The organism is Paraburkholderia sp. SARCC-3016, assembly GCF_031119615.1.
In the GTDB taxonomy this organism is placed as follows: Bacteria; Pseudomonadota; Gammaproteobacteria; order Burkholderiales; family Burkholderiaceae; genus Paraburkholderia.
This window is the reverse complement of the sequence record NZ_JAVHZD010000066.1, coordinates 1-13734: the sequence shown is the minus strand read 5'-3', so window position 1 is coordinate 13734 and position 13734 is coordinate 1. Positions and strand designations below refer to the sequence as shown.

At 57.7% G+C, this 13734-nt stretch carries 12 protein-coding genes and 1 pseudogene; 6 read left to right on the top strand and 7 right to left on the bottom strand.

Features of this window, described 5'->3' with window-relative positions; all coding sequences use genetic code 11:
* On the bottom strand, positions 1-480 hold a 480-nt coding region (locus QYH69_RS35140; RefSeq protein ID WP_308836235.1), incomplete at its 3' end, for a hypothetical protein.
* A gap of 511 nt (positions 481-991) precedes the next feature.
* Complete coding sequence (locus QYH69_RS35135) at positions 992-1732, bottom strand: hypothetical protein (RefSeq protein WP_308836234.1); 741 nt, start codon at positions 1730-1732, stop codon at positions 992-994.
* Between the two features lie 137 nt (positions 1733-1869).
* On the opposite strand from QYH69_RS35135, the gene QYH69_RS35130 reads away from it, so the two are divergent.
* Positions 1870-2793, top strand: a complete 924-nt coding sequence (locus QYH69_RS35130) for a DUF6602 domain-containing protein (RefSeq protein WP_308836233.1) — start codon at positions 1870-1872, stop codon at positions 2791-2793.
* Positions 2790-4601 carry a phage integrase family protein gene (locus QYH69_RS35125; RefSeq protein ID WP_374992563.1) on the top strand — a complete coding sequence of 604 codons (1812 nt, stop codon included), beginning with the start codon at positions 2790-2792 and terminating at the stop codon, positions 4599-4601. The genes QYH69_RS35130 and QYH69_RS35125 overlap by 4 nt, the downstream gene beginning before the upstream one ends.
* A gap of 121 nt (positions 4602-4722) precedes the next feature.
* Here QYH69_RS35125 and QYH69_RS35120 read toward each other — a convergent pair whose 3' ends face one another.
* A complete protein-coding gene (locus QYH69_RS35120) occupies positions 4723-5397 on the bottom strand; it encodes a hypothetical protein (protein ID WP_308836231.1) in 675 nt (224 codons plus the stop codon).
* The gene (locus tag QYH69_RS35115; protein WP_308836230.1) at positions 5375-5932 is read right to left on the bottom strand and encodes a hypothetical protein; all 558 of its coding nucleotides are present in this window, start codon (positions 5930-5932) and stop codon (positions 5375-5377) included. Before QYH69_RS35115 ends, QYH69_RS35120 begins: the two co-directional genes overlap by 23 nt.
* Before the next feature lie 447 nt (positions 5933-6379).
* Between QYH69_RS35115 and QYH69_RS35110 the strand changes: the two genes are divergently transcribed.
* Both QYH69_RS35110 and QYH69_RS35105 read left to right on the top strand, forming a co-directional pair.
* Positions 6380-7036, top strand: coding sequence for an AAA family ATPase (locus QYH69_RS35110; protein WP_308836229.1), 657 nt, complete (start codon positions 6380-6382; stop codon positions 7034-7036).
* A complete protein-coding gene (locus tag QYH69_RS35105) occupies positions 7033-8088 on the top strand; it encodes a ParB/RepB/Spo0J family partition protein (RefSeq protein WP_308836228.1) in 1056 nt (351 codons plus the stop codon). The genes QYH69_RS35110 and QYH69_RS35105 overlap by 4 nt, the downstream gene beginning before the upstream one ends.
* A 39-nt stretch (positions 8089-8127) precedes the next feature.
* Here the strand turns inward: QYH69_RS35105 and QYH69_RS35100 are convergent, their stop codons facing one another.
* Positions 8128-8970, bottom strand: coding sequence for a replication initiation protein (locus tag QYH69_RS35100; RefSeq protein WP_308836227.1), 843 nt, complete (start codon positions 8968-8970; stop codon positions 8128-8130).
* A 1006-nt stretch (positions 8971-9976) separates the two neighbouring features.
* Between QYH69_RS35100 and QYH69_RS35095 the strand changes: the two genes are divergently transcribed.
* Positions 9977-10138, top strand: a complete 162-nt coding sequence (locus tag QYH69_RS35095; RefSeq protein WP_308836226.1) for a hypothetical protein — start codon at positions 9977-9979, stop codon at positions 10136-10138.
* A gap of 210 nt (positions 10139-10348) precedes the next feature.
* Here the strand turns inward: QYH69_RS35095 and xopAK are convergent, their stop codons facing one another.
* A complete protein-coding gene (gene xopAK / locus QYH69_RS35090; protein WP_308836236.1) occupies positions 10349-10939 on the bottom strand; it encodes a XopAK family type III secretion system effector in 591 nt (196 codons plus the stop codon).
* A 920-nt stretch (positions 10940-11859) separates the two neighbouring features.
* Positions 11860-12345, bottom strand: a complete 486-nt coding sequence (locus QYH69_RS35085) for a site-specific integrase (protein ID WP_308836225.1) — start codon at positions 12343-12345, stop codon at positions 11860-11862.
* 307 nt (positions 12346-12652) lie between these two features.
* Here QYH69_RS35085 and QYH69_RS35080 point away from each other — a divergent pair.
* A pseudogene (locus QYH69_RS35080) lies at positions 12653-13669 on the top strand (IS3 family transposase); the annotation flags it as partial.
* Positions 13670-13734: the final 65 nt, after the last annotated feature.

The following is a 13734-nucleotide window of genomic DNA, read 5'->3' as shown; positions in this document are numbered from 1 at the left end:
CGAGTCTCCCTTCAACGTGATGACCGTATAACGCACCAACAGAGAATCGGTTGTCATGAATTTGGTAAAACTCAATAGCTGGCTCACATAGTCGTTTAGCCCGATCAGGCTGTCCTCGAATTGCTCGTATGTCTGGAACCGCAACGCCGATATTTCGTCGACGTACGCGCGCGCCACGGCATTTATGTCTTTGCGAGCAACGATAACAACGAGATCCAGGTGTTTTCCGACGAGCGGTTGGTAGTCCGACCAGATTTTCGTCCGGATGTCGTCCTTCTTGAGCGGCGCTGCTTCGAACTTGCATTCGACTCCAACAGTGACCCGTCGGCCAAAATCAACGTATGTGTACACGATATCGACCTTCTTGTGGCCGACCAGCACCTCCGTACGGACGTCCGCGTATTTCGTACGAAGCACACTCGCAACGGCATCGCGGAAAGCATTACCGACTTCCGTTGTATTACTGGATTTTGTGTGCATCGTATTAGTCTCAGCTTTTTCTTTAGCAGCGTTCCGGGAAACACGACTTCATAATCTATTTCGATCGCGTGTGTCCACGCGTTACTGCGGTCATGTACGGCGCCGGACCAATGGCAAGGAGCAGATCTGGCTGACGACGGGTTCGCCCGCGACCGAGGTCATGGTCTACGAACGATGTCGCAAAGTCAGCCCATCTCATCGGCGCCACTGTTAAACGCAGGCCGCAAAAAAGCCCGCAATTGCGGGCTTTTCCAATTCTTCAGGTGGCCGCGGAGGGTCAACCGTGCTCGAACACCATCGCATTTGCGCCAGCGATCTTTTCCTGGCGGCGGGACAGACAAGTCGGATCGTAGCCATGTCGTTCTGTGAGCCAAGGAGTTGGTAGAATGTTTTGTCTTCCTAAGACCGCTTGGCCTCCGACTTGTGAGCCAAGGAGTTGGTAGAATGTTTTGTCTTCCTAAGACCGCTTGGCCTCCGACTTGAGTTGGAACATTGATTGCCATGGGATGCCTCACCAGTTGGAACGTTTATATTCTCGCACGACGGCGCTGATCCAGCCATCGAGACGTGTTTCGTGCCCTTTCCATCGCTTCGCCCGAACGTCCGCCATACAAAACGTGTACCGGATTACGCCCAGCCTGTCAAGCGCTGCGCACACCAGGTGGGTTCGGACCTCGTCATGAAAAGCCATCACTTCTGCTGACGTGCTTGCCTCGGGGCACAACACCAGCTGCACCTCGGCGAGCACGGCGCGGCGGATCGCGTTGTACGCGAAACGGCTAGCCTGCGCGTGATCCTCGTCGCGCTCGACGCGCCGCGCGCGAAACCAGCTGCCGTCGAGCGCGACCGCGTCCACCTCGGTGATGCCCGGATAGAGCCACAGCACGCGCAGGTCTGCATCGCTGAGACTGACGTTGACCCGATCGTTGGGGTGCGTGTGCGTGACCTTCACGTCGCGCAGCCGGTCGCGCCCCGCCGCGACCGCTTCCGGCGGCAGGCTCACGCCGTCAAATGTGCCGGTGGCATGGCCAAGCGGTGCGCCGTCCTTCATGTCGTAGCAGTAGACCGCTTCGGGCGTGCCCGGTGTCTGGCCGGTGAGGACAATGCAGAATGCGTGCGCGATCTGGTCAAGTTGGTTCAACATTAAAGCCGGCGTGGTGGTGTGTCGTTGGGATCGGGTGGCGTTCGGATCAGGCCGTCGGTCAGCGGAAACGCGGGGCTCGAGCTGAGGCAGTCTAACGGACGGACGCATTTTACCATCCCGCCCTTTTTGTCTAATCCTGATAAGTCGTATTATCAGGATTGCGTTTAATGGCCTAAAATCGGGGTAGTGCTTCCAAACCCGGACAGACCGGGACTTCAGATCCAGAACAACAGCGAGATACCTCGATGGCGCAATCTTCCGTTGATGTCCGTCAACTCCTGAGCGCCACGGCCGCAAGCTTGTGGGCCACTTTTCAGGAAAGCGCGGCCAGCGCGCGCCACGATCACAAGGGCCACCCGCGCGAAGCCCGTCTGCGGCAGTTCCTGCGCGAGCGGCTGCCTCCCAAATGGGGCGTCTCGCGCGGTCACGTGTTCTATGCGGAAGATGCGACCACGCCGGAATTCGACGTTATCGTGTACGACGCGCTGAACTGTCCCGCTTGGACCCTGGATAGCCACGAAGATCCGCGGCGTCTGGTGCCGCTCGACGCCGTCATCGGCGTCATTGAGGTCAAATCGACGCTTGACCGCCGCTCCCTTGCCAGCGCCATTGCCAAGGCCCGGGCACTTGATGACGCGCTCGCACACGATGCCGCGCTCAACGGCCCCGGCCACTACCAGCCGTTCCGGCACGTCTTTGCATACCGTCTGGACAGGACCTGCGACTTCGACGGCTGGCTCAGTCCCGCCCGTTCCCTCACCCGCTATGCTGGCGCGCGCTGCCAGCCGGACGGCATCTTCGTGCTGGACAGTCACTTCTCTGTTCTGGAGGCCAGTCACGGCTATGCCCACGCCTTCGCGCTGCACCGCGGCCAGACACCGGACGAAGTTGCGCGGACCAGCTCGGTTCTCGAACAGGAAGATGAACGCCGCCTCGTCCAGGAGGGGGATGCGTGGGGTCATGACTATTTCACGACCGACGCGATCGACGGCCTGCTATTGCTGGCCTTCCTGACGTATGTGATCCAGCGAGCCTCACATTACCGGCCTGCCGGTATCAATTACGCGGATATGTTCTGCCGGCGGGGCGGCCCGAAGCTGGGCGGAATAATGGACTTCTACGGGCCGCCTGACCCGGGGTTTGCGCCAGTGACCCTGCCGGGGGCGTGAACTTGGCCAACCAGATCCAGCCGGTCGTGCATCACCGCGCCTACAGCCGAAGCGACTTCACCGCACTGCGCGCCTTCGTGCAGCGCGTGCCGGCTGCGACCATTGCGCGCCTGTACTTCACGGAGGACGAGGACGGGCACGAACCCACTCCAGGCTGGGTCGAGTCGTACCTGCGGCGGATGCAGGCGGACCTCGTCGATCTGGCGATCGAGCATGGCTCACCGGTGCTCGCCGACCACCTGAAGCAGTCGGCCCGCCGGCATGGCAGCGCGCGCCTCACCGCCATCAGCCTGAAAATGGTCGAGCAGGCCGCCGGCCTCGCGGTCGCACAGCCGGCGCCTGAACACGGCGTGGGCATGTGGTTCCGGCCGCTGGTGGCGCTGCGCCTGAAAGAGGCCGGCATCGGCACCCTCGGCGAGCTGGTCGCATTCTGCAGCGCGCGCGGCGGCAGCTGGTGGCGCGCCATCCGGCGCATTGGCCCGGGGCGGGCGCGCCGTGTCGTCGCCTGGCTACGGCAGCATGAAGCGGCGCTCGGCAGCATTCCGGCTGACGTCGACGAGCGGCCGCCTTTCACGGCTGACGACAGCGAGATCATCGAGATCGGCGGCAGTCATGCGACGCTGGTCCCGCTGGAGCGCATGGCGCTGCGCGCGGCGCTATCGGGCGCGGTTGGTGAAAACCGCTCTGCCGCGTTCGCCTACATTTACGCCCGCAACGATCTGGAGGCGGTGCGCGCCTACCTGTACCGGTACCGCGACCAGCCGAAGACCCTGCGTGCCTACACCAAGGAGCTCGAGCGCTTCCTGCTGTGGGCGGTCTGCGTGCGCGGCAAGCCGTTGAGCTCCCTGCTCGCGGACGACTGCGAGGCATACAAGGATTTCCTGAAAACGCCCTCGCCTGCCTTCGTTGGGCCGCGCTTCGCGCGCAGCAGCAGTCGCTGGCGACCGTTCGCATCGGCCGGGATGAGCGCCGATTCCCAGAAATATGCGATTCGCGCCTTGCGCGCCGCGTTCGCCTGGCTGGTCGACGTCCGATACCTGGCCGGCAACCCGTGGAAAGCGGTGAAGGACCCGGTGGTGATCGAGCGGGAAGCCGGCCTGGATATCGGCCGCGCCCTGCCCGCCGGCCTCTGGCAGCGGGCGCGGATATATATCGACGAGCAATGCGCGCCGAGGGAGGCCCGATACTGGCGCACCGTCCGGGTCGTGCTGCTGCTAAGCGGCGACTCCGGCCTGCGACGCGAAGAGTTGACCGTCGCGCGGCGCGAGAAAATGCGCCCGTCGCCCTACCGTGCGGACAACGTTCCGGCATGGGAATTGACGTTCGTCGGAAAACGGAACAAGGAGCGCACCGTGCCGGTCAGCCCGGCGGCGATCGACGCGCTGCGGGCGCACTGGGCCGACCGCGGGCTTGATTTTGACAGTGCGGCAGAAGGTCCACTCATCAAACCGATTTTCGTTCCCCCTACCCCGCTCGCCCAGGAGAGGCATGGAAACGGCACAGATGAATCGTATGTGCCCGACGCCATCAACAAGATGGTGCGCTGGGCGATGAAACGGCTTATTGCAGGGATGCCGGATCTCACGGTTGCTGAAATGACGCAACTCACGTCGACCTCACCTCACGCGTTCCGCCATACGTTCGGCACCCAGGCCGGCGCCAACGACGTCCCGATCGACGTCATTCAGCGCATCATGGGACATGCGTCATTGCAGACAACGACGATTTATGTGCAGGCCGAGAAAGAGCGGATGCTGCGCGAGGCCGCGCGGTACTTCGAAAAGCAGAGGACGCCCGGCAGCGACTGAAAATGCTGATTTCTGCCCTTCGGCCGCGTCCTCGTACTGATAGCCGGTTTGCTTTTGCGCTTCGAAGACCAGCGACTCGAACCGAAGCCGCCATTGTTAACGCAAATTCAGTATATAAGGTCTAGCTGCCGTCGTCAGAGGCATTGACAGCGTGGCCGGCAGCCAGGATATCCATCACTTCTCTGATAGGCCTTCTCCTTCGGCCTGTTGGAGCCAGGCATCGCGACGCATTCGCTGTGAGGGTTTCCCATCCCTGACTGCGCGCCAAAGCATGAAGACGCCTCAATATCGGTGCTCTGAGCTCGCCCGGGCGGAAACAGTCAAAAACTGGCGTGGGCAACCTGCCAATCGCAACGGCAACCTGGACGTCAGCCTTAGATAAATCCAACGCAGCGGCCGCCTCGGTTTGCGTGCGCCAGGCACCCCTCGCCAGTGCCGCCGAGAGAATAGGACCGATCGACGAAAGCGCGTTTTGTACGTGCCTATGTTTCTTAATCAACTCGTCAATCTCGGCCTTCACCTCCTCTGCCGACGAAAGATCTCGCGGGATACCACTGTCGCCCTGCCAAATGACTTTTGCTCTCTCGGCCCTACCGCGTGTGGACGCGATTAGCAGTTCTGCCTCCTCGCGCGATTCGAATGCACCGAGGCTAATCCCCTTCTTGATCTCCCTGTCCGGCGCGCGCGAACTGTTGGCCCGAAGCGCGTACCGCGACAAAAACTTAATGAGGAATGTTACGCGTTCTTGGATTTCTTCTCTTTCGTACACGTCGTCACCTGTAGCGTCGATGTTCATGCCCCATCGCGGGGGAAATCATGGCCTGAATGAGCTCGGCCAGTTGCGGAAGGCGAGGTATGAGGTCTCTGAGACATGCAGACTCGATGACGAGGTGCTTGTTACCCTCCCCCACTCTGACGCGCACGTCTGTGGGGCGCGCAGGAAGCTTTCCGGTGAGCAGCGCCGACTCGATGTCCATGACCGGAGTTCCACTCGGAATATTCGCCGCGCGCTCCCGGACAACAGCGAGGCCTACGCTCTTGATGATGAGGACGATTCGCCGAACGACACCGTACGTGAGTCGACTCGGATCCCCGATCGCCCTATGTATCTCCAATGGAAGCCTTGCCGCCGCAATGGCGCGCGACACGATCGCTGTTGACACGCCGAAGTCGCTTGCGAGATGAGCCTGTGACGCCCAGAAACCGCGCTCAAGCATCGAAAGGTGAAATCGCCCGAACGTCGCCGGAGGCGCACCAGTCACCATAAGTTTCCGATACACAGCCAGCGCCGTGCGCTGATTTGGTATCTCACGAGCTGAAAAATCCTGCATTACCGATGATCCCCGAGTAGTAAATCGCTCTTGTAGGATGGCTGTTTTTCGAGCGTGTCAAGCAATCGCGCTGGATCGTACCTCAATCGTGTCGAGTCCTTCAAATGGCGTAGGAGAGTCTGCAGCAGCAGAACACCAGGGCGCCAAGGCACAGTTCAATGGAATGATTCGAAGCGAAACGTCAGAGAGCGAGGGCACCGGTCTTTGCCGACGTGGTATTCGAGGGCTCCGCGTGGCTGCAGTTTCTACGTAGAAACTGCTCCTGCGCCGACAATCGCGGCATCCAAGTCTTGGCCGTTAAACGATGACGAAGTCGTTACGATAAAGCCACACTTTTTCATCTGTTCGTTGAAACATTTGTCTTCAGACATTAGACTCGCTGCACCTATTCGGCTCACGTTCCTGAGTTTCTACGTAGAAACTCGCGACGGATCAGGAGAAGACTGCATGCCAGCTAAGATCATCACTGTTTTCAACCAAAAAGGTGGTGCCGGTAAATCGACCGTTTCGACGAACGTTGCAGGAACTCTAGGTTCGCGCGAACGTAAAACGCTCTTAGTGGACCTGGATCCGCAAGCCACGGCCTCTATATCAATCGGTAACGCACCGGATCATCGGCCGTTTCCCGCGTCTCTCGCAAACCTGTCGCAAGTGAATAAGCCTGAACGCGAGATCCGGAAATTTGTCGACGATTTTGATTTCATTGTCATCGACTGCCCGCCGGCGATTCGATCGACTGCGCCGTCTGTCGCGTTGCTGATTTCGGATCTCGGACTTATCCCGATCGGCCCCTCGGGCGGCAATTTATGGGCTATTGAAGAAGCGAAGAAACTGGGCATTCATGCGCAAGGTTTGAATCCCGATCTTAAGCTCCGGGCGGTCGCCAATATGGATCAGAACATCACCATCGTGCGCCAAGTTTTTAAAGCAGCCGAACAAGATGAAGAAATTGAGATGTTCAGAACGCGGCTCGGTTTGCGAGGGGCTTACAAGGAGGCAGAAGTCTCCGGAACGACGGTATTGCAGATTCCCGGGGCGAAGGCAGCGCATAAGGAAATCAACGCGCTTGTGGACGAGATTTTGGATGTACTGGGAGAAGAATGATGGCGCGCAAGGATTTTTCACAGCAAATCAACGCAGGCTCGGCGCGCGATCAGCAATTGCGGAAGACCAAAGTCAGTTCGCGCTTCGACAAGATTGATTCGGCGTTGGGGGGCAGAGACAGTTTGCTTGTCGGAGATGCTGATGGTGTCCACGCAACTGACGACCATACGACTTTCTACGTGCAGACTTTGGAGAAAGAGGGCAAGGTGACCCGCACCTTTGCCAGGTGGCCCATTGACAAGATCGATGATAACCCTCTGAATAGCAGAACAATTTATAGCGAAGAAAAGATCGCTGCTCGTGCAAACTCCATTGCTAAAGAAGGCCAATTGGTTCCAGCGCTTGCTGCGCGCAGTACGTCGGACTCGTCGCGCATTGTGCTTATTGACGGGCATTATCGGAAACGCGGAGCCGCCTCGCTGAACAAGGCTGAGCTCGAAGTCTGCATACTTGAAGGGCTACAGCCTATTGACTTCTACCGTCTGGCGCGCGCGGCTAACAGCGAACGGGAAGCCGAAACCACATTGGATATCGCATACGGTTATCAAAAGTTGCTAGATAACGGAATTGCCAAAAGCGACGATGAGCTCGCCCGGCTGATCGGGGAAAACAAGTCGAAGGTCAGCAAGCTCCTGTCGCTTCTGCAGTTGCCCGACGCGGTGCGAGACATCATGGCTGAAACGCCCGAGCCGTTTGGGATCAACATTAGCTATGAGGTAGCGCTTTACCATAAGGCCATAGGCACGGACGCGAAGACGATTGCATTTACAGAGCGCATCCGCGATGAGCAACTTTCATTCGCGAAGGTCAAGTCGATACGGGAAGCTCTCGAACAGGGAAAGAGAGTCCGCAAAAACATGTCGCGGCAGTACAAGATCGCTCGGGCAGACGGCACTCCATTGGGCACCATAAAGGAGTGGGACAACGGCCGCATCGTTGTGGATCTAGCCTTGGGAAATTCGGAGACTGCGCAAAGTTATCTCGCGCTTTTGCGGGAACAACTGGAAAAGGATGGTCACGGAAGTACGCCGGCCAAAGTAGAGAACAGCTAACGCTGTTGTACCGCGAATGAAAATGCCATCGGTTCGTGACTACGCGGCGTCATCAAGTGCCAGCCGGCTCTGCGGGTTCTGGATGAACTGGAAGTCGAGCGAATTGACCGCTCGGCCGAGCTTGATCGGCTTCCAGCTCACCACCAGATCGGCCTTCGAATTCAGTTCATTGACCGCGGTCTCGATAACCCGTCTCTTGATGTCTGCAAACCGATACGTCTCAGGTATTTCTAGTACCGACCTGAAGTCATCTAGCGTAATGAGCAGTCGTCCCCGATCGCGCTCCCTCATTAGTAACTCTAACAATCGCCATGAATATAAGGACTGCAATCCCCTTGCGAACTCGAGCTGGTACGACACAAACCTTCGCTGGAGCATAAAAATGTGCGGAGTAAGGTCCGGCGAGAACGAGATCTCAGCCCAGCCCTCACGTTCGTGATACACGGCCTTCCACACCCAGTTAAGAGTGACCTTCCGTGGGCCGTCCATGTAGGTCAATGTGCGCTTCTGGAGGCTCGCACAACCTTCTTTCAATCCCTCGTACGCCGCGGTCGCTTGCTTCTCTCCCGAGCGAGGCGCCAACGCCGCAAGCGCTGCGAACTCGTCCGCGCGGACTCTCACCGAAACGTAACCGTTCGAGCGCCCATGAAGGTAGGGGGATTTTTTGCTATCGATACAACGCAGCGCGGCCATCATCACCCGCTTTTCGTTCAGCGTAAGGCCCTGCTGTGCGTTCACCAGCGCTCTGCTCATCGCGACTGTGCCTTTGACGCGGCCGTCGCCATCGAGGGGCGGTTCGTCGAGAACCTCTATATGCAGGGGCTCGATCTCAACAATTTCGACTTGGGATTCTCCGGAGGAAGCCCCGCTTTTTTTGTCCAAAAGTGACTCCTGGCAGACGGCGTCACCATTATAAGGTGACATGACCCATTAGCAAGTCACCGATGTGGATAACGGTCGCTTAACGTCACATCCGGCCCGCTTTTTGTCCATGAGAGGTCGGAATGAGTCACAACGAGGTCGCAAGATGTCACTTTAGGGCAACGCGATGAGCGCGGAGAGGCAAGCTGGGCAAGGGTTTCCGCCCATACGCATTTCGTTTACAAACGGTTCTACAAAGGGTAGTACAAACTGTCTTACAAAAGAAGCTTTTGAAAAGATAGCGATCCGATGCAAAAAAACAACAACCTTGATGGTAGGTCGACCGTCGACGCCATCCAAACATCCTGTCGAACCAGTCTCGTGCGTTACTTGGCAATTCCAGCAAGCAAAAAGAGGACTTCCCAAAGGTGACATGAACCGACCCGGGAGAACTGTGACATATCCCGACCTGTCCGCAACACGGCGTACAACAGTGACGTATTCCGACCCGAACCGCATCGGGCGCAAAAGTGACATATCCCGACCCGTCTCGATGGAGTGGTGACGTATTCCGACCTATGGGACACGGTGACGTATGCCGACCCGTTTGAAACAGAGCACTTAAGCTATGTACCCGTCCGCTAGAAGTGACATATTCCGACTCGATAGCCCCATGATCGTGATGTCTCCGTTCGAAAGTGACATATTGCGACCCGGAGATCCTTGTTTCGCGCTACCAAGGCGCGAGATGTGAGCGGTTGCTAACGCCAAAGGTGACAAAGAGCGGGCTCAATCGGGTCAAATCTGACTCGAGCTTGGTATAGGCGACAGCTTGGGTCGGAAAGCGTCACATTTTGAGGAGCATTGAAGCTCTCGCGCGTTGAAACATGGTCCGACAACTCGCGCTTTCATTTTTCGGGTCGGAAAATGTCACATTTGCAGCGCGATGACGCGTCGTCCTTTCAGGGGCGGTCGCTAGGGGGCGGGGTCATCATTTCTGGCGCTACGTCCGTCAGCAGCCCGAGCAATGAGCCGCAACGACTCCGGCCCACGACGCAAACCGTATGACCGTGGTCGACGATTCCTGCTCTGGAAGGGCAGCGTCTATGCCAACGCAATGAAAATCTTTACAGACTTCTCACCGGATTTATCCGACAAGTCGCACTCGCATGTCGGCGAACTTGCCTAACCATTTAAAGAAACCGGACGCTTGCAGTCGTAGACCCGCTTATGCACTATAAGCGGGTCATCGCTGGCTTCGGGGCAAATGGACCCGACCAAAGATCACAGCAACATATCACGGATGCATGAACAGCAAAACCGCGCAACACAATTTGAGCTTCGTTCGCGCGACTCTGGCCAACTACCCCAGTTACAGTACACCGCCAGCCTCTCAAGATTAGTCCACAATCAGCCCCGGACTGTACATGATGTTTCGCGGATGCAAAACCACCCCAACTTCATTGGGCTGCCCCGACTGGTCATACTCGCCGACAGACAAATGCAGCGCAGCTCCGTGAATATTATATCGATCGCGAAGCGCGAGAAGCTCACTTTCCGTCTCGATACTACCCCCCTCGTCCTCTTCGGGGACAATCGATCCCCCGACTAGATACATAGAAACATCATCGCGAGCCACTCCATGGTGTTCCAGTCCCGACTGAAGAGTTTGCAACACCACATTAGAGTCCTCAAGACCAGAGTGATGCCATAGTCCCAGCATTTCCTCTCCTGCCGAGGTAGTACCACGGGCGCAAACAGCCACGCAACCACTAACACCACCGGTCGCCAGCATCGTGCCTGTCCGCGAGAAATTGACAATCCGGAACTCGTCCATGTCAACCTCCTCAACAGGACCCAAATCTCGCGTACGGCTTACGTCGACTCGTTGAATTGCCCCGGTATTGAAAAGGTCAGCGTGCCGGCCTTCTAGATCGAGATACGGCTTCAAATCTCTCTCAGAAACAGGTTGACCAGACGCTTGCGTCATACTCCCGGCGTAAGCACCAAAAGGTCTCACGATACGACTGTCGCTAACGGGAGCGTTCCGTTCCAATTGATGCGATATGTTCAGCGCAACTAATCCGATATTGGTTCCACCTACCGGTCCAAATTGCGCAGCCAACCTATATCTTCCTTGCCCCGGGCCGTTCGGAATAACGAACTGCGCACGGCACCATTCGTGGCCCGCCGGTATTGCCGGTGTACGAGCGTCTTGAGGAGGAGCAAAGAAACGATTCTTGAGAGCAACACGTATTGTTGCGGCCGCAACATTGGGCGGAAGCTGGGACGAAATCCAACCCATTGAAGCAACATCGAATGACCTACCCGAAGGCAGGCTCCTGGGAGCAGAATGATCGAGGTTTGGACCGAGAAGAAGCTGTACTACACGCGAATCAAGCGAAGCAGATTCGCCCGGGTGAGGGAGCTCCGATGGCGCTACCTGACCTACTTGTGCCAAATCGTATGCGCCTGAAGCACCGCGATGCATCGGTGATAACCCAGATAGGGGTCCATGGCCAACATTCAATTGCGAACTGCGCCTCGTTGATCCGACACCGCCCCCTTGGTCCGATTGACCGACATTTTCCGCCCATTCAGTCGAATAAGACCGATTATGGGGATTTGTTCTCAAATCCATACCGCACCTTAAGTCAAGAGAGGAGTGCCTATCCTCACCGGCGACCTTTACTATGTCAGAACACAAGGCGAAACTGCGCCCCCGATCGCGAAACAGCAGGACCACAACACAAAAATGAAAAAAGTGGTCGGGCATAAAGGCCACGTACCACTTAACAAACCGCTAGCCATCAACGAACGAGCAAGTACGCGGTCAAGATGCCTTACAAATCATCCAACTTGAACGGGACCATTTGAACGCGCCACGCTGAAGCGTACAGGTACGCGCGGTCAGAGCGCCATCAAACGTTGGACCGCCTCACGCCCTTGATCTGGAGAGAGGTGTGCGTAACGCTCGGTGACAGTCACGGACGAATGGCCTAGCAGATCTCGAACGACGTAAAGTGATACGCCATCCATCACAAGCCAGGATGCGAAAGTGTGACGCAGATCATGAATGCGGAAGTCATCGATGCCGCTACGCGCACACGCGGCCCCGAACCCTTTCTGCAGCGTAGTGATGCATGCACCAGTCTCCGACGCAAACACCCACGGTGAACCCGGACAACGGTCCGACACCCAGTTTTGCTGATTGCGCAACACCGACAGCGCGGAATCATTTAACGGAATAAGCCGATGTCTTGCGGATTTCGTGTGCTTTGCTTCAAGGGAAAAGCACCGTCTTTCGAAATCAACCCGCGACCACTCCAGCCTCCAGCCGGAGTAGTTCATTTTTTCTACAGCCGGTGTACAGAGCAAGGCGAATGAAATTTTCAAGGTGAGGGCGCTTGGCGAATGCACCAGCCGCAGCGATCAGCGATCCGGCTTGCGACCGTGAAATCCAACGCACCCGGGGTCCTCCACCCGAGAGCCCTAGACTCTCCACAGGATTAACTAGCTCAGGGCGATCATGTTCCAACTTTACAAAATTGATCGCTGCCGAAAACAGCTTGAGTTCGCGCTTGACCGTCGACTCCTGGACTCCATCAGCGCGGCGATCAAGGACATACCGCCGTGACCTGCCCTGGAATTTTCGGACCAGCTGAAACTTGAGAGAATGGCTTCCAACAGAGAGAAGGAAGTCATGAAGAAGAGCCGGTTTACCGAAGAGCAGATGGTCACGATCCTGCGGGAGGCGGACAAGGCGCCGATTGCCGAGGTCGCGAAGAAGTACGGGATCAGCGACCAGACCCTATACAACTGGCGACAGCATTTCGGCGGGCTCGAGGCGGCCGACGTGAAGCGGCTCAGGCAGCTTGAGCAGGAGAACGCGCGGCTGAAGAAGATGCTGGCCGAGCGCGATCTCGAACTGGATGTAATGAAAGAGATCAACGCAAAAAAGTGGTGAGCGCCCGCCCGACGCCAGCAGGTCGCGTACGCGCAAGCGCGGGGCCTGTCGCAGCGGCGTGCGTGCGCGCTGATGTCGATCGCCAGATCGGCGTTGCATTACGAGTCGACGCTCGCGGTGCGGGACGCGCCGGTGCTTGCAGCAATGAGCATCCTGTCGGCGCAATATCCGCGTTATGGTTACCGTCGCATCCAGATCTTTCTGGAGCGGCAAGGTCATCCGATGAGCGCTGACCGGGCATGGCGGCTGTGGCGTCTTGCTGGCCTGCAGGTGCCACGCAGACGCCCGCGCCGTCGCGTGTCGGTTCATCGGCCGCGGCCACAGCCGGCGACGGGGGCACGGCACGTCTGGGCGTATGACTTCGTATTCGATGCGTGTGTCAACGGCCAGCAGTTGAAGTGTCTAACGGTGATCGATGAGTACACGCGCGAATGCCTGGCGATTGACGTGGCCGGATCGATTCGATCGGGGCGCGTGATCGAAGTCCTGTCCCAACTGGTCAGCGTTCATGGTGCGCCTCGCTACCTGCGCTCTGACAATGGTCCGGAGTTCGTCTCGCGGGCTATCCTGAAGTGGGCTGCACAGAACGGCATGGACATGGCGCTCAGCGAACCCGGCAAGCCCTGGCAGAACGGCGCGGACGAAAGCTTTAACGGCAAGTTCCGGGATGAATGCCTGAGTCTTGAATGGTTTCGAACCCGCACGGAAGCAAAGGTTGTGATCGAGCAGTGGCGGCGTCACTACAAGTGCGTTTCATACTGCCCAACCTCGCTATGTTGTTGATAAATCTAGAGAGCCCTGTTGTGTCGTTGGTATCG